Below are 24,733 nucleotides of genomic sequence, written 5' to 3' on the forward strand. Positions count from 1 at the left end.
GGCAGCCATTGCGGCTGCCTGGCGTATCGGTGTTAACCGATGGTCATCAGGCTGGCATTACCACCCGCCGCAGCGGTGTTGACGCTCAACGCACGCTCGATCACCAGACGCTCCAGCGCAATGTTGGTTTCGCCCTGCGACAGGCCCTGAACCCCAACGATGGCGCCGGCACGCTTGGCAACCTGCTGGCACACTGCACGCAACTGGTCGGAATGGCCGTGATGCAGAACCGCATCAAACACCACTTCGTCCTTGTTCCAGTCGGAAACCAGCTTGATGCGCGCCTGAATGTCCTTCGGCAGGCGTGCGAACAATGCCTTGGTCATGTCAGCTTCCGGCCATACCGCCGAACCGCCGACAGCCAATACCGCCGCCAGTTGCGTCAGCAGATCACCTTCGACTTCCGCCAGGCACAGCACGTGTTCCCGTGGCAGGATCGCATAGCTGTTGCGTTCGCCGGTCGGGCCGGCCAGGAGGCGGGTGATACCGCTTTGCGATTGCGCGGCGAACTGTACGCACAGGGTGCTCAAGTCGGCAAACTTGTTGCTGTCGGCCCAGGCTTTCAAGGCGGTCAGCGGCTTGCTCATGGCATCGCGCAGACGAACGTCCGGTGCCGCGGCAGCATCGCCACGAGCGAAGGATTGTTCGATCGCATCCGCAGGGCGGGTCGACAGCAGGCGGTACAGGTACAGCGGGCCGCCGGCTTTCGGGCCGGTACCCGACAGGCCTTCGCCGCCGAATGGCTGCACGCCTACTACTGCGCCAACAATGTTGCGGTTGACGTAGACGTTACCGGCGTTGACGTTGTCGATCACCTTGGCAATGGTCTCGTCGATGCGGGTGTGCACGCCCAGGGTCAGGCCGTAGCCGGAAGCGTTGATCTGACCGATCAGTTGATCGATGTCCTTGCGCTTGTAGCGAACCACGTGCAGCACCGGGCCGAAGATCTCCCGTTGCAGTTCATCGAAGCTTTCCAGTTCGATCAGTGTCGGCATCACGAAGGTGCCGCGTTTGACTTCTTCGGCATCGGCGATGGCCACCTGGTACACGCTGCGACCTTTGTCGCGCATGGCCTGGATGTGCTTCTCGATGCCAGCCTTGGCTTCAGCGTCGATCACCGGGCCGATGTCCACGGACAGACGCTCAGGGTTGCCGAGACGGCTTTCAGCCATCGCGCCCTTGAGCATTTCGATGACGCGGTCGGCGGAATCTTCCTGCAAGCACAGTACACGCAGAGCCGAGCAACGCTGACCGGCGCTGTCGAAGGCCGAGGACACCACGTCGATCACAACCTGTTCGGTCAGTGCCGAGGAGTCGACGATCATCGCGTTCTGGCCACCGGTTTCGGCGATCAGCGGAATCGGACGACCCTGGCTGTCCAGGCGGCCGGCGATGTTGCGTTGCAGCAAGCGCGCGACTTCGGTGGAGCCGGTGAACATCACGCCTTTGACGCGATCGTCGCCGACCAGGCCGGCACCGACGGTTTCGCCACGGCCCGGCAGCAGTTGCAACACGCCTTCCGGGATGCCGGCTTCGAGCATCAGGCGCACGGCCTGAGCGGCGACCAGCGGCGTTTGTTCCGCAGGCTTGGCCAATACCGGGTTACCAGCGGCCAATGCAGCAGCCACCTGGCCACTGAAGATCGCCAGCGGGAAGTTCCACGGGCTGATGCATACGACTGGGCCCAACGGACGGTGAGCGTCATTGGTGAAATCGTTGCGTGCCTGCACCGCGTAATAACGCAGGAAATCCACGGCTTCACGCACTTCGGCGATGGCGTTGGCGAAAGTCTTGCCGGCTTCGCGGGCCAGCAGGCCCATCAGCGGCTGGATCTCGGCTTCCATCAGATCGGCGGCACGTTCCAGGATCGCGGCGCGCTCGGCGGGCGGCGTGGCCTGCCAGATCGGTGCAGCGTTGAGGGCGCACTGGATCGCGTTGTCGACGTCTTCGACGGTCGCTTCCTGCACATGGCCGACCACGTCACGCAGATCGGACGGGTTCAAGACCGGTGCCGGGGCTTCGCTGCTGGAAGCGCAACCGAGCATCGGCGCCGCTTTCCAGTGGTTGTGTGCGGTAGCGAGAAGCGCGCAGGACAGGGATGCCAAACGATGTTCGTTGGCCATGTCGATGCCGCTGGAGTTGGCGCGCTCGGAGCCATACAGGTCACGCGGCAGCGGAATGCGCGGGTGCGGCAGGCCGAAACCACCTTCCACGGTCGCCATTTGCTCGATACTGGCTACCGGATCGGCCACCAGTTCCTGGATCGAAATCGACTGGTCGGCAATACGGTTGACGAACGAAGTGTTCGCGCCGTTTTCCAGCAGGCGACGCACCAGGTAGGCCAGCAGGGTTTCGTGGGTGCCGACTGGAGCGTACACGCGGCACGGACGGTTCAGCTTGCCTTCGGAAACTTTGCCTACAACCTGTTCGTACAGCGGTTCACCCATGCCGTGCAGGCACTGGAACTCGTACTGGCCCGGGTAATAGTTCTGACCGGCGATGTGATAAATGGCCGACAGGGTGTGGGCGTTGTGCGTGGCGAACTGCGGGTAGATGACTTCCGGTACCGACAGCAGCTTGCGGGCGCAAGCGATGTAGGACACGTCGGTGTACACCTTGCGGGTGTAGACCGGGTAGCCTTCCAGGCCTTCGACCTGGGCGCGCTTGATTTCGCTGTCCCAGTACGCGCCTTTTACCAGGCGGATCATCAGGCGATGACGGCTGCGGCGAGCGAGGTCGATCACGTAGTCGATCACGTACGGGCAACGCTTCTGGTAAGCCTGGATCACGAAACCAATGCCGTTCCAGCCAGTCAGTTGCGGCTCGAAGCACAGGCGCTCGAGCAGATCCAGTGACAGCTCCAGGCGATCGGCCTCTTCGGCGTCGATGTTCAGGCCGATGTCATATTGCTTGGCCAGCAGGGTCAGCGACAGCAGGCGCGGGTACAGCTCGTCCATCACGCGCTCGTACTGGGCGCGGCTGTAACGCGGGTGCAGGGCGGACAGCTTGATCGAGATGCCCGGGCCTTCATAAATCCCGCGACCGTGGGAGGCTTTGCCGATCGAGTGGATGGCTTGTTCGTACGAGGCCAGGTACTTCTGTGCGTCGTGCTCGGTGAGTGCGGCTTCACCCAGCATGTCGTAGGAATAGCGGAAACCTTTGGTTTCGAACTTGCTGGCGTTGGCCAGGGCTTCGGCGATGGTTTCGCCGGTCACGAACTGCTCGCCCATCAGGCGCATGGCCATGTCGACGCCTTTGCGGATCATCGGCTCGCCGCTCTTGCCGATAATGCGGCTCAGGGACGACGTCAAACCAGCCTCGTTGTGGGTCGACACCAGTTTGCCGGTCAGCAGCAGGCCCCAGGTGGCGGCGTTGACGAACAGCGACGGGCTGTTGCCCAGGTGCGGCTGCCAGTTGCCGGTGCTGATCTTGTCGCGGATCAGGGCGTCGCGGGTGCCTTTGTCCGGGATGCGCAGCAGCGCTTCGGCCAGGCACATCAGCGCCACACCTTCCTGGGACGACAGGGAGAACTCCTGCAACAGGCCCTGGACGATGCCGGCACGGCCGCCAGCGCTCTTCTGGTTGCGCAGTTTTTCAGCAATCGAGGCGGCGAGTTTGTTGGTGGCTTCGGCCATCGGTGCCGGCAGGCGAGCCTGCTCGATCAGCATCGGCACGACTTCCGGCTCAGGGCGACGGTAGGCGGCGGTGATCGACGCGCGCAGTACCGATTGCGGCAGGATGCTTTCGGCGAATTCAAGGAAGCACTGGTGGGCGTGATCCAGAGGCGCGTCGACGGAGTCGTCGAAATCCTTGGTCGAACCGTTCAGCTCGGACAGGGTTGCACCACCCTCGAGTTTTTCCAGGTAATTGAAGATTGCCTGCTTGATCAGCCAGTGCGGCGTGCGATCAATCGAGGTCGCGGCGGCCTTGAGGCGTTCGCGGGTCGGGTCGTCAAGTTTGACCCCAAGGGTGGTGGTAGCCATGTTTTTATCCTCATGTTTGCCACGACTGCGTGGCATCAGCTGGCGGCAAGATTAGCCGTGCGACTGTTGAGGTGCAACCGGGTGCAACCCTTTTTTTGTCGGAATATTACGCAGCTCGTCAGGAAATAAATTCTGGTACGGCGGTGCTGCCTTTGCTTGGTGCTTTTTAGGGTGGTTGGCCCTCGTTCTTGCTCCGAAAAGGAGCAAAAAACCGGGTTTGAAATTTATTTCCGACTGGGTGCAACTTATTCTCAAGAAACTGGTTGCACCTTATTTGCTTTGTTGAATAGCATTCGCGCCCAAGGTGCAACCCGGTCGAAACCCGGGTGCTCCGGCTGATGGCTTTCCTGGGGAAACATCAGTCATAAATGCGCGGGAATCCGGATCGTCTGTCAAACGTATGCGTTTGCGAGCGGTTCACCAGCCGCAGCTACATAAAAACAAAGCCAGGGCGTAACTTAATGAGCGTAAGCAATCCAACCCTGATCACGTTCGTGATCTACATCGCAGCAATGGTGCTGATCGGCTTGATGGCCTATCGCTCCACCAACAACCTTTCCGACTACATTCTGGGCGGTCGTAGCCTGGGCAGCGTCGTGACCGCACTGTCCGCCGGTGCCTCCGACATGAGCGGCTGGTTGTTGATGGGCTTGCCCGGCGCAATCTACATGTCCGGCCTTTCCGAAAGCTGGATCGCCATCGGCCTGATCGTCGGCGCCTACCTGAACTGGCTGTTCGTCGCCGGCCGTCTGCGTGTGCAGACCGAGCACAACGGTGATGCACTGACCCTGCCGGACTACTTCGCCAGCCGTTTCGAAGACAAAAGCGGCCTGCTGCGGATCATCTCCGCGGTCGTGATCCTGGTGTTCTTCACCATCTACTGCGCTTCCGGCATCGTGGCCGGTGCCCGTCTGTTCGAAAGCACCTTCGGCATGTCCTACGAGACTGCGCTGTGGGCCGGTGCTGCGGCGACGATTGCCTACACCTTTATCGGTGGTTTCCTGGCCGTGAGCTGGACCGATACCGTACAAGCCACCCTGATGATCTTCGCGTTGATTCTGACGCCGGTTATCGTGTTGCTGGCCACCGGCGGCGTCGACACCACTTTCCTGGCCATCGAAGCGCAAGATCCAAGCAACTTCGACATGCTCAAGGGCACCACTTTCATCGGCATCATCTCGCTGATGGGCTGGGGTCTGGGCTACTTCGGCCAGCCGCATATCCTGGCGCGTTTCATGGCTGCCGATTCGGTTAAATCGATCGCCAACGCCCGTCGCATTTCCATGACCTGGATGATCCTGTGCCTGGGCGGCACCGTGGCAGTCGGCTTCTTCGGTATCGCCTACTTCTCGGCGCACCCGGACGTGGCTGGCGCAGTCACCGAGAACCACGAGCGTGTGTTCATCGAACTGGCCAAGATCCTGTTCAACCCATGGATCGCGGGTATCCTGCTGTCGGCCATTCTGGCTGCCGTCATGAGCACCCTGAGCTGCCAGTTGCTGGTGTGCTCGAGCGCCCTGACCGAAGACTTCTACAAGACCTTCCTGCGTAAGTCCGCTTCGCAGCTGGAACTGGTGTGGGTCGGCCGTGCCATGGTGTTGTTGGTTGCCCTGGTGGCGATCGCCCTGGCGTCCAACCCGGAAAACCGTGTACTGGGTCTGGTGAGCTACGCCTGGGCCGGTTTCGGTGCCGCATTCGGTCCGGTCGTGCTGATCTCCGTGATCTGGAAAGACATGACCCGCAACGGCGCACTGGCCGGTATCCTGGTCGGCGCGATCACCGTGATCGTCTGGAAACACTTCGAACTGCTGGGCCTGTACGAAATCATCCCTGGTTTCATCTTCGCCAGCCTGGCGATCTACTTCGTCAGCAAGATGGGCACGCCGACTGCCGGCATGTTCCAGCGTTTTGCTGCTGCAGAGAATGATTACCGCCTGAACAAGTGATGAGTGATGGGTTGAACTCTACCCATCGCTGATAAAAGAACGGCTCGCAGCCTCAGGTTGCGGGCCGTTTTTTTTGCGTTCACTTTGGCTCCTATTTCCGCTTCGTAACCCTTTTCTGCAGGACTTGTAGGAGGTTTCCTGATTTGCCCAGATGCCTTGAATTACCTCTCTGCTCACGTACTTTGCGCTAGCCCGACTCATTTCCGAACCGGGATAACTCATCGTTAACAACGGTGCATTTCCCCAAGGGGTGGGGGCGCCAGTTGAAAGGGATATCAAGACATGGCTATCGGGCATTACATTGGGCTAGGTGACAAAACTGACTGCGGCGGCACCGTTCTGGAGGGGGACCACACCTTCAATTTCGGTCTCATCCATGCGCGTGAGGGTGATCTGGTCAGTTGCGGAAAAGATAAGCAGAGCTACCGGATCATCGGCGGCGTCTCTCACGTCCTGAGCGAGGGGCGACGAGTGGCCGGCACGCTGGATAGTTTCAGTGGTTGCCCTTGTCGAGCCAAACTACTCCCTTCGAATTTCGAGGGGAGTTATGTCAATGAACCCCCTGCACCGAAAGCAGCCAGGGCAACCGCACAATCGGCCGCGACTACGCCTTCGATGACAGCCACCAGCAATTCGACCGCGCAGCGTCCATCCAGCTTTACGTCAGTGCCAAGTGCGTCGTCTCGATCACAGCCCACTGGTCTCGACGTTCCGGAACCCGGCTTTTATATCGTGCCCAAAAGCACAACCCGCGAACAACTTGAAGCCTCGCTATTCACCCTGCGCGACCCGGCGGTGATGGGCAAATTCAAACTGCTCAATCCCAACCTGCGCGACGTCAAAGCCGGCTCGATGATCGTGCTGAGCGACCCGAACAACTACCAGTGCACCCGTGAAGAAGCCCTGCTCATGGACGTGGCGGCCAAGACCAACCAGGTGCTTGAAACGCTCAGCCCGGAGGAGGCGGATTTCATGGTGCAGCACCGTGATGCCATCCAGACCTTCCTGGGCCATGGCTCGACCGCAATCGGCGTGGGCGCGAGTATTCTCAAAAACAATCTGGATAACGTAAGCGACACCCTGAAAAAAATCGAAGCGTTGCATCAGAATTCATTTCTGCGCGATGGCCACCTGAGCTCACCGACGTTTCTGGCAGAGCGTCAAAAACTGCTCGCTCAACTCGATATCCACCTGACAAGCCTGACGCGCAAGGGTATCGGTTTCCCCGACCACTCCAATTTGAATCGTGCAATGTTCCTCTCGCCTCCCAGCCTGGTTCATCGCTGGACGGATGCTGGCGGCGTAGGGCAGATGCCAGGTTACGCGACTCATCTTGATGGGGTGGCCAAGGCTTCCAAATACCTCAAGTACGGTAGCTGGGTCGGCTCGGCTATTGGTGGCGGGGCGTCGGCCATGAAGGTGCAGGATGTGTGCACGGCGGGAAATCCCGAGGCCTGCAGGCGAGTTAAATTTACTGAGGCGGGGAGTTTCGCCGGTGGCATCGCAGGAGGCGCAATAATAGGTACAGCCTTAACCGCTAATACAGTTGGTGGGATTTGCCTCGCGGTCGGCGCGACCACGGCAGGAGTCGGAACCTTAGTATGTGGCGTGGTGGTCACAGCGGGATCGTTAGTAGGCGGCGCAGTGGGTAGCGGGCTTGGTGAGTTATTTGGCGACATCGTTTACGAGATGAATTAATGACACCTGCAAAATTGATTTTCGGCATTTTCGGTGGCGTGGTTCTGCTGATGATATTCATTTGGATGGGGTTAGCACTTTACTTGTCCTACACCAAGATAGACGTGATGCTAAAACATCTGAAAAACAGTACTGCAGTCATGGCTTTATCTCGCTATCGACATCTCGGTGCATGGGGCCACTTACATTTGATTGCGGGAATCGCAGCACTTGTCGCGTTCCCTGATCGCCATATTAGAAATGGCACTCTAAGTGCTAGCGACCTAAACAGTCTTCCTGGTTCACTTAAGCGCCAGCTTGTCATTTGGCGCTGGGGAGTACTGATTCTGTGTGGATTGCTTTTGTTATTAGGTGGCGTTGGTACAGCGACTGACTGGATATAATTAAAGTTCACTTGAAGATCAGATCGACTTAAAAATCTTCCCCCCCAACAAAAAATGGGCACCCAACCAGGTTGGCGTGCCCATTCTTTATGCCACTTTCTCGTCAGGCGGGTTAGGAGGATGCGTTACGGAATAACACTATCCTCCAACGACTTACCCAGTTTGAGCGCAACAGTCTCAAATCTCTTTGGTGGATTGGGGTTGCTGCGAATTTTTCCGGGCAAGGTCCTAGGACGTTTCCTTCAAAACCTAGCGGTTTTCATGAAGTGGTGCGATGCGATTTCCGTCGATAATCTTTGGCGGTCACTGACAATTCAGTGGTGGGGTGTAGGAACCCGTTAAGACCAGAAACGCTTTGACGTCGACACCTGATTTGCGGCCACTAACGTGCGCCCGTAAGATCTGTTGCGGCGGCTGTGCGCGGGCACGCTTCGGCGTGGTCGAGTTCTCTGGTCTCGATATTCCTACCCCGCGTATGGCTGCCACCCAAGCCTGTAGGAAGGCCGATGGTAGCCCTCACTTCTACCAGAGGTTTAAAAAATGAAAACAATTCACCCCGATCCGCCCTACGAAAAGCCGATCCCCCATCCCGACAACCGCTTCATGGCATTGACCAGCAACTGCACCGATATGCCCACCCTGTTCGTCGACACCCACGCACCACTCGACATCCTCACCGACGCCGCCAACTACAGAATCCGCGCAGTAACCCAAGTGCTTGAGAACCTGTCCATGCGCGGCTCAATCGAGTGCGAGTCGTTCATCCTCAGCGATTTCGCCTTGCTCTGCGCAATTACGTTGCGCGATGGCTGTGATGTGCTGGATGTGGTTGGGCGGCGGTTGCGGGCACGGCCTTCTGCGTAGCGCCAGGCGGCTTTTGTGGCGAGGGGGCTTGCCCCCGTTGGGTTGCGCAGCAACCCTGAGTTCAGCGACCCGGTGTTATCAGGCACACCGCAGTACTTGGGGTTGGCGACTGCTTCGCAGTCGAACGGGGGCAAGCCCCCTCGCCACAAGGGTGTGCAGTGCCTCAACTGACCCGCTCAGCCGCCAACCCCTGACTTGCCGGCCGGTAAAAGGTAAACTTCCCGGCCTTCGCAGGAGCAGCCATGAATTATCGCCACGCCTTCCATGCCGGCAATCACGCCGATGTGTTCAAACACCTGACCTTGACCCGCCTCATCGCCCTGATGTCGCGCAAGGAGCAGCCGTTTGCCTATCTCGATACCCACGCCGGCATCGGTCTGTATGACCTTCAGGGTGATCAGGCCAATCGTACCGGTGAGTACCTGGAAGGCATTGCGCGTTTGTGGGATCAGCCGGATCTGCCGATCCTGACCGCTGATTACATGCAGGTGCTGCACGAGATGAACCCGGATGGCCAGTTGCGCTATTACCCGGGGTCGCCGGAGTTGGCGCGGCGCCTGACCCGTCCGCAGGATCGTGTGTTGCTCAACGAGAAGCACCCGGAAGATGGCGTGCTGCTCAAGGACAACATGGCCGGTGATCGCCGGGTCAAGGTTCACCTGGGTGAAGGCTGGCACGTGTCCCGGGCCTTGCTGCCCGTGCCGGAGAAACGTGCGGTGATGTTGATCGATCCGCCGTTCGAGAAGCTCGATGAGATGCAGCGCTGTGCCGCGTCATTGAAGGAAGCGATTGGCCGGATGCGTCAGACCGTGGCGGCAATCTGGTACCCGGTGAAGGATCAGCGCGCGCTGCGCCGCTTCTATCAGGACCTGGCCGGTACCGGTGCGCCGAAGTTGTTGCGGGTGGAGTTGCTGGTGCATCCATTGGATACGCCCAACAGCCTGAACGGTTCCGGGTTGGCGATTGCCAATCCGCCGTGGGGGCTGGAGGAAGAATTGCGTGAGCTGCTGCCGTGGTTGTCCGAGAAGCTTGGGCAGACCCAGGGTGGGTGGCGGATGGACTGGTTGATTGCCGAGAGTTGATCTGTAGGAGCGAGCTTGCTCGCGAAGGTCGTGAACGTTAACGCGTAAAACCGGATGCCCAGCGGCGTCCTTTGGTTTTTCGCGAGCGGGCTCGCTCATACAGTCAGTTGTCAGATCGGGCAGGTCACGCCGGTACCGCCGATGCCGCAGTAGCCTTCCGGATTTTTCGCCAGGTACTGCTGGTGATACGTCTCGGCAAAGTAGACGGTCGGGGCCTGGTCGATTTCGGTGCTGATTTCACCGAGACCGGCCTTGGACAGCTCGGCCTGGTAGGTTTCCTTGCTCTTGAGCGCCGCGTCCAGTTGTTCCGGGCTAGTGGCGTAGATCACCGAACGGTACTGGGTGCCGATGTCATTGCCCTGGCGCATGCCTTGCGTCGGGTTGTGCAGTTCCCAGAACATCGCCAGCAGTCCTTCGTAGCTGACCTTGGCCTTGTCGTACACCACCAACACCACTTCGGCGTGACCGGTCAGGCCCGAGCAGACTTCTTCGTAGGTCGGGTTCGGTGTGAAACCGCCGGCGTAGCCGACCACGGTGCTGACCACGCCTTCACGCTGCCAGAAGCGGCGTTCCGCGCCCCAAAAGCAGCCGAGGCCGAAGATCGCGAAGTCGACATCTTCGAAGAACGGGCCGAGCAAGGGGGTGTCTTTAAACACAAAGTGCTTTTCAGGCAGGGTCATCGCGGTTTCGCGGCCAGGCAGAGCTTGTTCTTTAGTAGGGAGCACGTTTTTGTTCACCAGAATTTCCGAGCGCAGAACCATGATCAGTCCTCTCAGTCAGGTTGGGTTGTAAATAAACAGACCGTCAGTGTGCCCAATACCTGCCCGATACGCACTACCCCTGTAGGGGTGAGTCTGCTCGCGATAGCGGTGTGTCGGTGTCATGGGGGCTGACTGGTCCACCGCTATCGCGAGCAAGCTCGCTCCCACAGGTTTTTTTGCCTGCCTCAGAGTTTATGTCTGCCACAGGTTCTGTGTCTGTCAGGCGATTGGGCCACGCGGGTAGCGTTTGAGCTTGTCGATCAGCTCGTTGCCCGGGATCGGGCGGTCGAACAGGTAGCCCTGGCCGACGTCGCAGCGGTGGCGGCGCAGAAACGACAACTGCTCGGCGGTTTCGATGCCTTCAGCCACGACCTTGAGTTTCAGGTTGTGGGCCATGGCGATCACCGCGGAGGTGATTTCCATGTCGTCCTGGTTGTCCGGGATTTCGTGGATAAAGCTTCGATCGATCTTGATGATGTCGATGGGGAATTTTTTCAAGTAACTGAGCGACGAGTAACCGGTGCCGAAGTCGTCCATGGCCAGAGTCAGGCCCAGGCGCTTGAGCTGGTCGAGCTGCAAGTGGGTGTCTTCGGTAGCCTCCAGCAGCAGGCCTTCGGTCAGCTCCAGCTCCAGCAAATGCGCCGGCAGGGCTTCTTCCTTGAGGATGTTGGCAATGGAGGCCACCAGGTCCGGGTCGGAAAACTGCTTGGGCGACAGGTTGATCGCCACTTGCAGGTTGCCCAGGCCGGCGGCGGTCAGCGCTTTGCTCATGCGGCAGGCCTGGCGGGCGATCCACTTGCCGATCGGAATGATCAGCCCGGTTTCCTCGGCGACGCTGATGAACTGATCCGGGCGGATCATGCCCTTTTCCGGATGGTCCCAGCGCAGCAGGGCTTCCATCCCCAGCAGGCGACCGCTGCGCAGGCACAGCTTGGGCTGGTAGAACACGTCGAGTTCGTTCTGGGTCAGGGCGCGGCGCAGGTTGTTTTCGACGAACAGCTTGTAGCTGGCCTCGGCGTTCAGCGCTTCGGTGAACACCTGCACCTGATGTTTGCCGTTGGCCTTGGCCTTGTGCAGCGCCAGCCCGGCATTGCGCATCAGGGTTTGCGGGTCACGCCCGTGCAGTGGCGCGCAGGCCAGGCCCACGGAGCCGGTGACACTGATCAACTGGTTGTCGACGAACATCGGTTTGTCGAGGGTCGCCAGCAACTGGTTGGCCACTTGCTGGCCCGTCGTGAGGTCGCTGTTGTCCAGCAACACGGCGAATTCGTTACTGGCGAAGCGTGCCAGGCTGCCGCTCGGGATCAGGCTGTTGCGCAGGCGCCGGGCCAGGCTGATCAGCAGTTTGTCGCCGGTCTGGTGGCCGAGGCTGTCGTTGATCCGCTTGAAGTTGTCGATGTCCACCAGCAACAGGCTGATCGGCGCGTCGCTGTCCCGGGCGAAGCGTTCATCGAGGTTGCGGATGAACGCCGGGCGGTTGCCGAGGTTGGTCAGGTTGTCGGTGTAGGCCAGGCGCTCGATGCGTTGTTGGGCGAGCTTGGTCTGGGTGATGTCTTCGTAGATGCCGATGTAGTGGGTCAGCTCGCGGTTGTCGCCGTAAACCTTGGAGATCGACAATTGGCCCCAGTAGGGTTCGAGGTTTTTCCGGCGGCTCTTGAATTCACCTTGCCAACTGTTGCTCTTGGCCAGCGCCGAAGGTGCATCGAACAGCAGTTCGCTGAGGTTCTCCAGGGCCGGTAGTTCTGACAGGCGCTGACCGTGCACTTCTTCGGTGGAATATTGGGTGATCGCGGTGAAGCTCGGGTTGACGTATTCCACCACGCCATCGCAGTTGACCAGCAAAAAGGCGTTGGCACTTTGTTCGACCGCGCGCTGGAACAGGTGCAGGGCGCTGGTGGCGGTTCGCCGGTTGTGGTTGCTGATGACCTGGGCAAACTGGTCCGCCAGTTCTCCGGCGAACGCGATTTCATCCGACTGCCAGGCGCGGGTTGCCCCGGTTTGCTCCAGGCACAAAACGCCGACCACCTGGCCATCGACGCGGATACTGGCGTCGAGCATTGCGTTGACGTCCCGCGGGCGCAGGCTTTCGGCCATCTCCCGGGTGCGTGGGTCGCGCATGGCGTTATGGGCGTCGATGGCGCGGCCGGTGTGCAGGGCGTCGAGATAATCGGGGAAAAGACTGACGTCGATCGGTTGCGGCAGCAGGTATTCCTGATTCGTGCGGTGATAGGCCGAGATCGGCACCAGCATCGAGCCTTCAAGGTGCCACAGGCTGGCACTGTCGATTTCGTAGATGTCGCAGGCGCTGCGGGTGATCAGCTCGGCGGCTTCGCGCAAGGAGTTGTTGCTGCTGTAGCGTTGACGGGTGAGCAGCAGGATCAGATCCTGCTGGGCTCGCACCCGCTCCAGATGCAGCAGTTGCTCCTGCTGGGTGCGCTGATTGAGTTCCAGGGCGATTTGCAGGCGCGAGTTCTGGGTTTCAAGGTCCATGGCCGGTTGCAGCGGGTCATCCTCGAACAGGCCGTCGATGACCAGCAGGTAGCCGCGCAACAGGTGTCGATTGTGTTGTTTGTAGGCTTCGCCCAGCTCCAGCAGAGTCAGGGAGCCAGCGGCGGTGTGCAGGGTATAGCGGATCAGGTAGTGCGGGCTTTCAGTCAGCTGTTGCTGGACTGCGTCGTGCAGTTGATAGCGCGCTAGCGGCTCCATCAGGCTGGCGTAGGGCGAGCCCACCAGCGCACACAGTTCCACGGCTGGCAGGCCGAACTGGCGTTCGCAATTGGGATCGAGAAACAGCAGCGCCCAGCTGGGTTCATTAAGCCGTTCGAAACGCAGCATGCCGAGCCGCGAGGGCACAGGCAACTGCGTCACTACCTCGGCCACCATACGGCTGGCGGCATCGGGCTGGCTTTTCATGGAGGGAAACTCGCTTCGAATATGCTGAACGCGCTGGGCTCTCGCCCTCTTTACTGTTGCCTGCGGCAAGGTTGCATCATTGCGACACCGACTGACAAGAGAGATGAAGGTCAAGTGCTATAAGAATATGTCGGCAGACGACAAGTTTTCTTCAGTCGGTGGCAAAAAGTATTGCCAGTCGCTGAAAAATCGCAGTTTTGCAAGTATTGCCAGTGACTGCGATCTGTTTCCGGGTCAGCGAATCGGGATGCCAATGGACTGCAAATGCTTGCCCTCCCGGTCGTGGAAATTCACCTGAAGCTGCCCGGCATCGACGACCAGGTGTGCAAAATTATCCTGGCTGATCACCTTGCTGGTCAGTTCATGTCGATAGTCGCCTGCGGCGGTGCGGGCCAGGGGGTGATCGAGGACGAATGTGGCGGTCGTGGCATAGGGCAGCATTTTGCTGTTGCACAGCGGTGACGAGACGATGGTGTGGACCTCGAAGTCCGCATCCTCGCTGTGGCTCAGCCGACTGGTCAGCGAGCCGTGGACATCGCCGGAAATGAAGAAGACATTCTTGATGCGGTGTGTGCGAATGGTCTCCAGCAACCGTAGCCGTTGTTCTGGAAAGGCCTGCCAGGCGTCATCATCCGTGCGTTTGCGATCAGGGTAGAACATGACACTGGTGACCACGAATTTGACCCGCGCCGGGCTGTGGATCAGCCAGTCGCACAAGGCTTGTTCCTGGGCTGCGTCGAGAATGCGTCGGTCAGTGGCCGACAGGTTGCGTCGGGTTCGACTGTCGGTAACAAACCATTCGATATCACCTTCAGTAAATTGATACCAGTATTTGTCCAATCGTTTATTGATAAGTCCATCATCGGTTAGTGCATGGGCTGGACTATGGCTGGCCTGATATAACTCATAGGCTCTGATTGCGTTTGCATATAAGTAGTCATCGGACTTGCTCTTGTTGGCGGGCCAGTTGTCCTCTATTTCATGGTCGTCAAGGATCATGTAAGTGGGCAGGCTGGACATTAGGCTGGCGATATTTATCTGCGAAAACGCCACGCGATATTTTTGCAGGATTTCCTTGAGTTCCCGATCAGGAGCAATGATGTTCAAGTCATCGACATAGATTTGGTCACCCGTCATCACCAGCGCACTGACGGGAGGACTGGCTTGCTCCACCAAGCGTGAAATTGAAGCGAAGATTCTGTCGCCCAAGTGAGGGGCGAATGCGATGCCTGCGGTCATGCGCAGGTATCGGCAGGAGCCGACAATGTAGGCTCTTGGCAGGCCGGCCTGGCTGGAGCGGGTACGCAAATGATAAACCTGCCGTGGCCATTGCAGCGGGAGTTCCTTCACCGTGTCGACGGTGTGCGCCGGCCCCGTCGGGCTGAACCACCCGGCCTGATATTCATAGTCGGAGTCGGCGAGCAGGTTGTTTAGTGCAAAGACTTCGCACATGTCATGCTCGGGTTCGAGTTTCGCAAAGTTACCTTTTGACCAGTGATCTTCGCCTTGTCGTCTATAACGAATGCCAGCAAATACCAAAGTGTTTTTGTTGTGTTCACCGCGCAAAAAAATACGCGCGTGATTAGTTGTGGTGTGGCCAATAATCGGGCCGACAGTTGGATTGAACATGATTGAGTCCATTCGGCTGCTAATGAATTAGTCAGATGGTTGTTTCGGATGTAATAAGTAGTCTTCCAGCCAAGACTAGTTATTTGGCCCGAAAAAATATCTGGCAGAAATGGACTCGAGTTGTGGGCGGTATCAGCCACAAATGTAGGAAGACGTTTTAAGTAATAACTTCAGGCAAAAAAAAGCCCCGCCAAATTGGCGGGGTTGAGGTACGAGCGTGGCGCTCGGAAACGTGGAACGCAACAGGCCCTCCGGAGAAGGAGGGCCGGTCGGTGTTACAGGAGCATGGTGCGGATGTCGCCCAGCAGATCGCTCAGACGCTTGGTGAAGCGTGCAGCAGCGGCGCCGTTGATCACACGGTGATCGTAGGACAGCGACAGCGGCAGCATCAGTTTCGGCTGGAAGGCTTTGCCGTCCCAGACTGGCTGGATGGTTGCCTTGGAAACACCGAGGATCGCCACTTCCGGCGCGTTGACGATCGGCGTGAAGCCGGTGCCGCCAATGTGGCCGAGGCTGGAAATGGTGAAGCAGGCGCCTTGCATCTCGTCCGACGAGAGTTTCTTGGTCCGGGCTTTTTCAGCCAGGGAAGCAGCCTCGGCGGCCAATTGCAGCAGGCTCTTCTGGTCGACGTTCTTGATGACCGGTACCAGCAGGCCATCCGGGGTGTCGACGGCGAAGCCGATGTTCACGTATTTCTTGCGGATGATCGCTTTGCCGCTTGGCGCCAGCGAGCTGTTGAAGTCCGGCAGTTCCTTGAGCAGGTGCGCGCAGGTCTTGAGCAGCAACGGCAGGATGGTCAGCTTGACGCCGGCCTTTTCTGCAACGGCTTTCTGGGCAACACGGAACGCTTCGAGCTCGGTGATATCCGCCGAGTCGAATTGCGTCACGTGCGGTACGTTCAGCCAGCTGCGATGCAGGTTGGCGGCGCCGACCTGCATCAGGCGGGTCATCGGCACTTCTTCGATTTCACCGAAGCGGCTGAAGTCCACGACCGGAATCGGCGGGATGCCCGCGCCACCGGTTGCGCCAGCAGCAGCGGCCGGTGCTTCCTTGGCCTTCTGCATCATGGCTTTGACGTAAACCTGCACGTCTTCCTTCAGGATGCGACCGTGCGGGCCGCTGGCGCCAACGGCGCTCAGCTCGACGCCGAATTCGCGGGCCAGTTGACGCACGGCAGGGCCGGCGTGAACTTTGGCGCCTGGCTTGGCTGGAGCGGCAACCGGGGCAGCAGCAGGAGCAGCGGCAGCCGGAGCAGCAGCGGCTGGAGCCGGAGCGCTCGGAGCAGCAGCGGCAGGTGCAGTCGCAGCAACAGGTGCAGCAGGAGCGGCGCCTTTGACTTTCAGCTTGAGGATCAGGTCACCGGTACCGACTTCGTCATCGAGCTTGATGGAAACGCTTTCCACCACGCCAGTGGCTGGCGACGGGATTTCCATGCTCGCCTTGTCGGATTCCAGGGTGATCAGCGACTGGTCGGCCACAACGGTGTCGCCGGCCTTGACCAGGACTTCGATGATCTTGGCCTTGCCCGCCGAACCGATGTCCGGAACATGGATGTCCTGAACGCTGTCGGCCACTGGAGCGGCCGGGGCTGCGGCAGCAGCAGGTGCAGCGGCGGGTGCCGGAGCGGCAGCCTGGGCCGGAGCAGCAGCCGGTGCAGCAGCACCCGCCACTTCCAGGTCCAGGATCAGGTCGCCGGTGCCGACTTCGTCGTTGAGCTTGACGCTGATGGCCTTGACCACGCCAGCGGCAGGCGACGGGATTTCCATGCTCGCCTTGTCGGACTCCAGGGTGATCAGCGACTGATCAGCCGCGACGGTGTCGCCGACCTTGACCTGGATCTCGATGATCTGGGCCTTGCCCGACGAACCGATGTCCGGCACGTGCACTTGCTGAACGCTGGCAGCAGCCGGCGCAGCAGGAGCAGGAGCAGGAGCGGCGGCAGGTGCAGCAGCCGGTTTGGCTTCAGCCTTGGCCGCCGGTGCGGCAGCCGCAGGAGCCGCAGCAGCGGCACCTTCGACTTCCAGCTCCAGCAGTTCGTCGCCTTCTTTCAGGCGATCGCCCAGCTTCACTTTCAGGCTCTTGATGATACCGGCCTTCGGCGCAGGCACTTCCATGCTCGCCTTGTCCGACTCAAGTGTCAGGATGCTCTGGTCGGCTTCGATACGGTCGCCGACCTTCACAAACAGTTCAATTACTTCACCTTCACCGCTGCCGATGTCAGGTACGCGAATGAGTTCGCTCACAGAATCTCTCCTCAGCAGTCCAGTGGGTTGCGTTTTTCCGGGTCGATCCCGAACTTGGCGATGGCTTCAGCCACCACTTTAGGTTCGATATCGCCACGGTCAGCCAGTGCTTCCAGGGCTGCCAACACCACGAAATGACGGTCGACTTCGAAGAAATGACGCAGTTTCTTGCGGCTGTCGCTGCGGCCGAAACCGTCGGTGCCCAGGACTTTGAATTCCTTGGACGGTACCCACTGACGGATCTGCTCGGCGAACAGTTTCATGTAGTCGGTAGAGGCAATGACCGGACCTTGACGGCCGTTCAGGCACTCTTCCACATAGCTCAGCTTAGGCTTCTGGCCAGGGTGCAGACGGTTGGTGCGCTCAACGGCCAGGCCGTCGCGACGCAGTTCGTTGAAGCTGGTAACGCTCCACACGTCGGCGCCGACGTTGAACTGTTCACGCAGGATCTTCGCTGCTTCACGGACTTCACGCAGGATGGTGCCGGAGCCCATCAGCTGAACGTGGTGCGCCGCTTCGCGGTTGTCTTCTTCGAGCAGGTACATGCCTTTCTTGATGCCTTCTTCGGCACCGGCCGGCATGGCTGGCTGCTGGTACGACTCGTTCATCACGGTGATGTAGTAGAAGACGTCCTGTTGCTCTTCGGTCATCTTCTTCATGCCGTCCTGAATGATCACCGCCAGCTCGTAGCCGTAGGTTGGATCGTAGGTGCGGCAGTTCGGGATGGTCGCGGCCAGCAGGTGGCTGTGACCGTCTTCGTGTTGCAGGCCTTCACCGTTCAGGGTGGTACGGCCGGCGGTGCCGCCAATCAGGAAGCCACGGGTGCGGCTGTCGCCAGCGGCCCAGGCCAGGTCGCCGATACGCTGGAAGCCGAACATCGAGTAGAAGATGTAGAACGGCAGCATCGGCTGGTTGTGGCTGGAGTACGAAGTACCGGCAGCGATGAAGGAGCTCATGGCGCCCGCTTCGTTGATGCCTTCTTCGAGGATCTGGCCCTTCTGGTCTTCCTTGTAGAACATCACCTGGTCTTTATCGACTGGCTCGTAGAGCTGGCCGACGGAGGAGTAGATGCCCAGCTGACGGAACATGCCTTCCATACCGAAGGTACGGGCTTCGTCCGGGATGATCGGTACGATGCGTGGACCGATTTCCTTGTCCTTGACCAGTTGCGCGAGGATCCGCACGAAGGCCATGGTGGTGGAGATTTCGCGGTCGCCCGAGCCGTCCAGGATCGCCTTGAGGGTTTCCAGTGGCGGGGTCGGGATGTTGAAGCTCTTGGCACGACGCTGAGGTACGAAGCCGCCCAGTGCGGTACGGCGCTCGCTCAGGTAACGGGCTTCGGCGCTGCCTTCTTCCGGTTTGAAGAATGGCAGGTTTTCCAGTTCATCGTCCTTGACCGGGATGTCGAAGCGGTCGCGGAACAACTTCAGGCTGTCGACGTCGACTTTCTTGGTGTTGTGCGCAGTGTTCTTCGCTTCGCCGGCACCGGTGCCATAACCCTTGATGGTCTTGGCCAGGATGACGGTCGGTTGTTCTTTGTGGTTGACCGCTTCGTGGTACGCCGCGTAGACCTTGTACGGGTCGTGGCCGCCACGGTTGAGTTTCCAGATCTCGTCGTCGGACAGATCTTCGACCATCGCCTTGAGTTCTGGCGTGTTGAAGAAGTGTTCACGTACGAACGCGCCGTCTTTGGCTTTGTAGTTCTGGTACTCGCCGTCGATGACTTCGTCCATGCGGCGTTGCAGGATGCCGTCGACGTCCTTGGCCAGCAGTGGGTCCCAGAAACGGCCCCAGATGACTTTGGTCACGTTCCACTGAGCACCGCGGAACACGCCTTCGAGTTCCTGGATGATCTTGCCGTTGCCGCGAACCGGGCCGTCGAGGCGCTGCAGGTTGCAGTTGATGACGAAGATCAGGTTGTCCAGCTTCTCGCGGCCGGCCAGGGAGATAGCGCCCAGGGATTCCGGCTCGTCGCACTCGCCGTCACCCAGGAAGCACCAGACTTTCTGTTTGCCTGGCTGGATGAAACCACGGTGTTCCAGGTACTTCATGAAGCGTGCCTGGTAGATCGCCTGGATCGGGCCCAGACCCATGGATACGGTCGGGAACTGCCAGAAGTCAGGCATCAGCCAAGGGTGCGGGTAGGACGACAGGCCCTGACCGTCGACTTCCTGGCGGAAGTTGTTCATCTGGTCTTCGGTGATGCGGCCTTCCATGAATGCGCGGGCGTAAACGCCTGGCGAGGTGTGGCCCTGGAAGTAGATCAGGTCGCCGCCGTGTTCTTCGGTCGGGGCCTGGAAGAAGTAGTTGAAGCCGATGTCATACAGGGTCGCACTGGAGGCGAAGCTGGAGATGTGACCGCCGAGGTCAGAATCCTTCAGGTTCGTACGCATTACCATGGCCATCGCGTTCCAGCGTACCAGCGAGCGAATGCGGCGTTCCATGAACAGGTCGCCAGGCATGCGTGCTTCGTGGGTTACCGGGATGGTGTTGCGGTAAGGCGTGGTGATGGCGTAAGGCAACTGCGAACCGCTGCGGGTCGCCAGTTCACCCATACGGGTCATCAAATAGTGAGCACGGTCTTCGCCTTCTTTGTCGAGAACCGATTCCAGGGCGTCCAGCCATTCCTGGGTTTCGACGGGATCGAGGTCTTGCATGGCTTGCTCCAGGGCGGAAAGGCTACCAGAATCGGTTGCCTGAGTTAGCGACTGGCCTTGTGGGCAGACGTTATGAATTCTTGGATTGCCGACAGGTTGTTCCGGCGGCGTGTAGTTTTACTACAAATCATCCGGCATTTCAGCCCGTCTAATGTATATACGAGTAGTAAAACTACAGAAGAGCGGCTTGTGGCCCCCGGCTGCGTTGTGAGAATAATCGTTAAGGTTGGTCTTTTTCCAACTACAAAAGGTAAAAGCTTGATGCTGGCTGCCAAAATAAAAGAAATTTCAGCTATTTCTAACTTTTGTTCGACACTCCCTCAGGTAGTGGGTTTTCGAAAACCACTACATGCAGCCCGTTGCACGCCGATCAAGGATAGACCATGAGCCTCCCCTCGCTTGCCGAACTGCCCGCCATTCTCCTGCCGTTTGTCACCCGTGCCGAGCAGTCGTTCCGGGCTGCCGTCGCCGCTCTGGACGATGACCACGGGTTGTCTGCCTGGACGCCGGAACGTTGGGCGCAATTTGCCCGCGTCACCGCCGCCAGCGATTTCGTGATTGAACAGTGTGTTCGTGACCCTTTGATGTTGCTGGGGCTGGTGCAGTCCGGCGAACTGGACCGCGGCTTCGCTCCCGGTGAGTTGTGCGGGCAGATCGCGGCCGCCGCGAACGTGGCCGAGACCGATGATCAGCTTGGCCGCGCCTTGCGCCGCCAGCGTGCACGCCATCAGGTGCGGATCATCTGGCGCGACCTGACCCGCCAGGCCGATTTGATCCAGACCTGCCGCGACCTTTCGGACATGGCCGATGCCAGCATCGATCAGGCCTATCAATGGTTGTACGTGCGGCATTGCCAGCAGTTCGGCGTGCCGACCGGGCGGCGCAGCGGCGAGCCGCAGCAGATGGTCATTCTCGGCATGGGCAAGCTCGGTGCCGTGGAGCTGAACCTGTCATCGGACATCGACCTGATTTTTGCCTATCCCGAGGGTGGCGAAACAGTTGGCGTCAAACGCCCGCTGGATAACCAGGAGTTCTTCATCCGTCTGGGCCAGCGGCTGATCAAGGCCCTGGACCCGATGACCGTCGACGGCTTTGTATTTCGCGTCGACATGCGTTTGCGTCCCTACGGTTCGGCGGGCGCGCTGGTGCTGAGCTTCAACGCGCTGGAGCAGTATTACCAGGACCAGGGGCGCGACTGGGAACGCTACGCGATGATCAAGTCGCGGGTGGTGGCCGGGGATCAAGTAGCCGGCGCGCAACTGCAAGAGATGCTGCGGCCATTCGTTTACCGGCGTTACCTCGACTTTTCCGCCATCGAAGCGCTGCGCACCATGAAGCAGCTGATCCAGCAGGAAGTGCGGCGCAAGGGCATGGCCGACAACATCAAGCTCGGTTCCGGCGGTATTCGCGAAGTCGAGTTTATTGCCCAGGCGTTCCAGTTGATCCACGGCGGCCGCGATCTGAGCTTGCAGCAGCGCCCACTATTAAAGGTGCTGAGCACGCTGGAAGGTCAGGGGTACCTGCCGCCGAACGTGATCAGCGAGCTGCGTGAAGGTTACGAATTCCTGCGTTACACCGAACACGCGATTCAGGCGATTGCCGATCGCCAGACGCAAATGTTGCCCGATGGCGAGCAGGATCAGGCGCGCATTGCCTTTATGCTGGGCTTCGCGAACTGGACGGCGTTCCACGAACAACTGATGTATTGGCGCGGCCGAGTGGCCTGGCACTTCGGGCAGGTGATCGCCGATCCCGATGAAGAACAGGGCGCCGAAAGCGAAGTGGTGGTCGGCGGTGAGTGGTTGCCGCTGTGGGAAGAGGCCCAGGACGATGAGGCCGCCTGCCGTCAACTGGAAGAGGGTGGTTTCAAGGATGCCCCAAAAGCCTTGAAAGCCCTGGCTGGCTTGCGCGGCAGCCCGCAATTGAGGGCGATGCAGCGTCTGGGTCGCGAACGTCTCGATGCTTTTATTCCGCGTTTGCTGGCACAGGCCGTGGAACATGACAATCCGGATCTGGTACTGGAACGGGTGTTGCCGCTGGTCGAAGCCGTGGCCCGTCGTTCCGCGTACCTGGTGCTGTTGACCGAGAACCCCAGTGCGTTGCGGCGTTTGCTGACGCTGTGCGCGGCGAGCCCGTGGATCGCCGAGCAAATCACCCGCTTCCCGCTGCTGCTCGACGAATTGCTCAACGAAGGCCGGCTGTTCAAACCGCCATTGGCGCCAGAGCTGGCGGCAGAGTTGCGCGAGCGCCTGACACGGATTCCCGAGGACGACCTCGAACAGCAAATGGAAGCTCTGCGCCATTTCAAGCTGGCGCACCGCTTGCGAGTGGCCGCCTCGGAAATCGCCGGCAGCCTGCCGCTGATGAAAGTCAGCGATTACCTGACCTGGCTCGCCGAGGCGATCCTGGAGCAAGTGCTGGCACTGGCCTGGCGGCAAACCGTGGCCAAGTACGGCACGCCGCTGCGCACCGATGGCACCTTGTGCGATCCCGGCTTCATCATTGTCGGTTATGGGAAAGTCGGCGGCCTGGAACTCGGGCATGGTTCGGACCTGGACCTGGTGTTCATCCACGATGGCGATCCACAGGCTGAAACCGATGGAGCCAAATCCATCGATGGCGCGCAATTTTTCACCCGATTGGGGCAGCGGATCATTCACTTGCTGACGGCACAGACCAACTCCGGACAGTTGTATGAAGTGGACATGCGTCTGCGACCATCCGGGGCGTCGGGCTTGCTGGTGAGTTCCCTGGGCGCGTTTGCCCGCTATCAGGAAAACGAGGCCTGGACCTGGGAGCATCAGGCATTGGTGCGCGCGCGGGTGTTGGTGGGCAGTCAGGATGTCGGCCAGGCCTTCGAGAAAGTCCGTGCCGCGATATTGGGCAAAACACGTGATCTGCCGACCCTGCGCCAGGAAGTCAGCGAGATGCGCGCCAAGATGCGCGATAACCTCGGCAGCAAGAGCACCGCGGCCGGCACCGGGGCAAATGCCTTCGAAGCCACGGCGCCGTTCGATATCAAGCAGGACGCCGGAGGTATCGTCGATATTGAATTTATGGTGCAATACGCGGCCCTGGCGTGGTCCGAAACACACCCGCCATTGCTACGCTGGACGGACAACATCCGCATTCTGGAAGAGCTGGAACATGAAGGGTTGATGCCCGTCGAAGATGCCAGCCTGTTGCGTGAAGCGTATAAAGCGTACCGTTCCGCCGCCCACCGGCAGGCCTTGCAGAAGGACCCCGGGGTGATTCCGGGCGATCAGTTCGCGGACGAACGGCGGCAGGTCATGCGGATCTGGCGTGAGCTGGGGCTAAGCTGAAACGGGATATTTGATACGCCAATATTCCCTGTAGGAGCGAGCTTGCTCGCGATGGTCGTTAACGATAACGCGGCGAGCCTGACACCCTGAGGGGTTTCAGGTTCATCGTCGGATCGCCGCCCGGAGCAAGCTCGCTCCTACAGTAGATTTGCGTTGTTCTGTAGAATTTTCGAGGCGGGGAGGCGTAGGCCTCCCCGGTTCGTTTATGGAAACCACATGAAAATTCTGATCGTTGGGCCCAGTTGGGTCGGTGACATGGTGATGGCGCAGACACTTTTCCAGTGTCTGAAACAACGCCACCCGCAATGCGAAATCGACGTGCTGGCCCCCGAGTGGAGCCGGCCGATTCTTGAGCGCATGCCCGAAGTTCGCCAGGCCTTGAGCTTTCCGCTCGGTCACGGTGTCCTGGAACTGGCAACGCGTCGGCGCATCGGCAAATCCCTGGCAGGCCAGTACGACCAGGCGATCCTGTTACCCAATTCCCTGAAGTCGGCGCTGGTGCCGTTCTTTGCCGGCATCCCGAAGCGCACCGGCTGGCGTGGCGAGTTTCGCTATGGCCTGCTCAATGACGTACGCACGCTGGACAAGGATCGTTATCCGCTGATGATCGAGCGCTTCATGGCCCTGGCTTACGAGCCGGGCTTTGAGTTGCCAAAGCCGTATCCACGTCCGAGCCTGCAGATCGACCCGGTTACCCGCGAAGCGGCGCTTGCCAAGTTCGGCCTGACCCTCGACCGCCCGGTGTTGGCCCTGTGCCCCGGCGCCGAGTTTGGTGAGTCCAAGCGTTGGCCGTCCGAGCATTACGCCAAGGTTGCCGAAACGAAGATCCGCGAAGGCTGGCAAGTCTGGCTGTTCGGTTCGAAAAACGACCACGCCGTGGGCGAAGACATCCGCGCGCGGCTGATTCCCGGCCTGCGTGAAGAATCGGTCAACCTCAGCGGCGGCACCTCGCTGGCCGAAGCCATCGACCTGATGTCCTGCGCCGATGCGGTGGTGTCCAACGACTCCGGCCTGATGCACGTTGCCGCCGCGCTGAATCGCCCATTGGTGGCGGTCTACGGCTCGACGTCGCCAGGTTTCACGCCACCGTTGGCCGAGCACGTCGAAGTCGTTCGCCTGGGCATCGAATGCAGCCCATGCTTCGACCGCACCTGCCGTTTCGGCCATTACAACTGCTTGCGCCAACTCATGCCGCAAGCGGTGAACGAAGCCCTGCAGCGGTTGCAAGGCACTCCGGTCGAGGTCAAATAG

Annotated in this window: 13 protein-coding genes; 7 read left to right on the top strand and 6 right to left on the bottom strand. The window is 59.8% G+C overall.

The window, feature by feature from the left end:
- Positions 1-32: 32 nt before the first annotated feature.
- Positions 33-3,983, bottom strand: a complete 3,951-nt coding sequence (gene putA, locus KGB20_RS17610) for a trifunctional transcriptional regulator/proline dehydrogenase/L-glutamate gamma-semialdehyde dehydrogenase (RefSeq protein ID WP_154910338.1) — start codon at positions 3,981-3,983, stop codon at positions 33-35.
- 461 nt (positions 3,984-4,444) lie between these two features.
- Here putA and putP point away from each other — a divergent pair, with 461 nt between their 5' ends.
- The 5 genes from putP to KGB20_RS17635 all read left to right on the top strand — a co-directional run bounded on the left by putP (position 4,445) and on the right by KGB20_RS17635 (position 9,956).
- Positions 4,445-5,929 carry a sodium/proline symporter PutP gene (gene putP / locus KGB20_RS17615; RefSeq protein ID WP_154910339.1) on the top strand — a complete coding sequence of 495 codons (1,485 nt, stop codon included), beginning with the start codon at positions 4,445-4,447 and terminating at the stop codon, positions 5,927-5,929.
- A 282-nt stretch (positions 5,930-6,211) separates the two neighbouring features.
- Positions 6,212-7,627, top strand: coding sequence for a PAAR domain-containing protein (locus KGB20_RS17620; RefSeq protein WP_154910340.1), 1,416 nt, complete (start codon positions 6,212-6,214; stop codon positions 7,625-7,627).
- On the top strand, positions 7,627-8,010 hold the full coding sequence (locus tag KGB20_RS17625) for a hypothetical protein (RefSeq protein WP_102671111.1): 384 nt from the start codon (positions 7,627-7,629) through the stop codon (positions 8,008-8,010). Before KGB20_RS17620 ends, KGB20_RS17625 begins: the two co-directional genes overlap by 1 nt.
- A gap of 540 nt (positions 8,011-8,550) precedes the next feature.
- Positions 8,551-8,874 (top strand): hypothetical protein, encoded by a 324-nt coding sequence (locus KGB20_RS17630; protein ID WP_154910341.1) that lies wholly within the window; start codon positions 8,551-8,553, stop codon positions 8,872-8,874.
- Positions 8,875-9,116: 242 nt separating this feature from the next.
- Complete coding sequence (locus tag KGB20_RS17635) at positions 9,117-9,956, top strand: 23S rRNA (adenine(2030)-N(6))-methyltransferase RlmJ (protein ID WP_057712298.1); 840 nt, start codon at positions 9,117-9,119, stop codon at positions 9,954-9,956.
- 110 nt (positions 9,957-10,066) lie between these two features.
- On the opposite strand, the gene msrA is transcribed toward KGB20_RS17635, so the two are convergent.
- From msrA to aceE, 5 genes are all read right to left on the bottom strand, one after another.
- Positions 10,067-10,717, bottom strand: coding sequence for a peptide-methionine (S)-S-oxide reductase MsrA (gene msrA, locus KGB20_RS17640; protein ID WP_090452759.1), 651 nt, complete (start codon positions 10,715-10,717; stop codon positions 10,067-10,069).
- 219 nt (positions 10,718-10,936) lie between these two features.
- Positions 10,937-13,630 carry a putative bifunctional diguanylate cyclase/phosphodiesterase gene (locus KGB20_RS17645; protein WP_150811923.1) on the bottom strand — a complete coding sequence of 898 codons (2,694 nt, stop codon included), beginning with the start codon at positions 13,628-13,630 and terminating at the stop codon, positions 10,937-10,939.
- A gap of 234 nt (positions 13,631-13,864) precedes the next feature.
- Positions 13,865-15,259, bottom strand: coding sequence for an alkaline phosphatase D family protein (locus tag KGB20_RS17650; protein ID WP_154910342.1), 1,395 nt, complete (start codon positions 15,257-15,259; stop codon positions 13,865-13,867).
- A gap of 275 nt (positions 15,260-15,534) precedes the next feature.
- On the bottom strand, positions 15,535-17,502 hold the full coding sequence (gene aceF / locus KGB20_RS17655; protein WP_154910343.1) for a dihydrolipoyllysine-residue acetyltransferase: 1,968 nt from the start codon (positions 17,500-17,502) through the stop codon (positions 15,535-15,537).
- Between the two features lie 11 nt (positions 17,503-17,513).
- Positions 17,514-20,159, bottom strand: a complete 2,646-nt coding sequence (gene aceE / locus KGB20_RS17660; protein ID WP_057712293.1) for a pyruvate dehydrogenase (acetyl-transferring), homodimeric type — start codon at positions 20,157-20,159, stop codon at positions 17,514-17,516.
- A 383-nt stretch (positions 20,160-20,542) separates the two neighbouring features.
- Between aceE and glnE the strand changes: the two genes are divergently transcribed.
- Positions 20,543-23,482: a bifunctional [glutamate--ammonia ligase]-adenylyl-L-tyrosine phosphorylase/[glutamate--ammonia-ligase] adenylyltransferase gene (gene glnE, locus KGB20_RS17665; protein WP_154910344.1), complete on the top strand. Its 2,940-nt coding sequence runs from the start codon at positions 20,543-20,545 to the stop codon at positions 23,480-23,482.
- A 216-nt stretch (positions 23,483-23,698) separates the two neighbouring features.
- Complete coding sequence (gene waaF, locus KGB20_RS17670) at positions 23,699-24,733, top strand: lipopolysaccharide heptosyltransferase II (protein ID WP_150811919.1); 1,035 nt, start codon at positions 23,699-23,701, stop codon at positions 24,731-24,733.

The sequence above is a fragment of the Pseudomonas sp. BF-R-30 genome, from assembly GCF_019956175.1.
In the GTDB taxonomy this organism is placed as follows: domain Bacteria; phylum Pseudomonadota; class Gammaproteobacteria; order Pseudomonadales; family Pseudomonadaceae; genus Aquipseudomonas; species Aquipseudomonas jessenii.

Excerpts from the sequence above, each read along its gene's own strand:
- putA (WP_154910338.1), bottom strand. The coding sequence starts at position 3,983 with ATGGCTACCACCACCCTTGGGGTCAAACTTGACGACCCGACCCGCGAA.
- putP (WP_154910339.1), top strand. The coding sequence starts at position 4,445 with ATGAGCGTAAGCAATCCAACCCTGATCACGTTCGTGATCTACATCGCA.
- KGB20_RS17620 (WP_154910340.1), top strand. The coding sequence starts at position 6,212 with ATGGCTATCGGGCATTACATTGGGCTAGGTGACAAAACTGACTGCGGC.
- KGB20_RS17625 (WP_102671111.1), top strand. The coding sequence starts at position 7,627 with ATGACACCTGCAAAATTGATTTTCGGCATTTTCGGTGGCGTGGTTCTG.
- KGB20_RS17630 (WP_154910341.1), top strand. The coding sequence starts at position 8,551 with ATGAAAACAATTCACCCCGATCCGCCCTACGAAAAGCCGATCCCCCAT.
- KGB20_RS17635 (WP_057712298.1), top strand. The coding sequence starts at position 9,117 with ATGAATTATCGCCACGCCTTCCATGCCGGCAATCACGCCGATGTGTTC.
- msrA (WP_090452759.1), bottom strand. The coding sequence starts at position 10,717 with ATGGTTCTGCGCTCGGAAATTCTGGTGAACAAAAACGTGCTCCCTACT.
- KGB20_RS17645 (WP_150811923.1), bottom strand. The coding sequence starts at position 13,630 with ATGAAAAGCCAGCCCGATGCCGCCAGCCGTATGGTGGCCGAGGTAGTG.
- KGB20_RS17650 (WP_154910342.1), bottom strand. The coding sequence starts at position 15,259 with ATGTTCAATCCAACTGTCGGCCCGATTATTGGCCACACCACAACTAAT.
- aceE (WP_057712293.1), bottom strand. The coding sequence starts at position 20,159 with ATGCAAGACCTCGATCCCGTCGAAACCCAGGAATGGCTGGACGCCCTG.
- glnE (WP_154910344.1), top strand. The coding sequence starts at position 20,543 with ATGAGCCTCCCCTCGCTTGCCGAACTGCCCGCCATTCTCCTGCCGTTT.
- waaF (WP_150811919.1), top strand. The coding sequence starts at position 23,699 with ATGAAAATTCTGATCGTTGGGCCCAGTTGGGTCGGTGACATGGTGATG.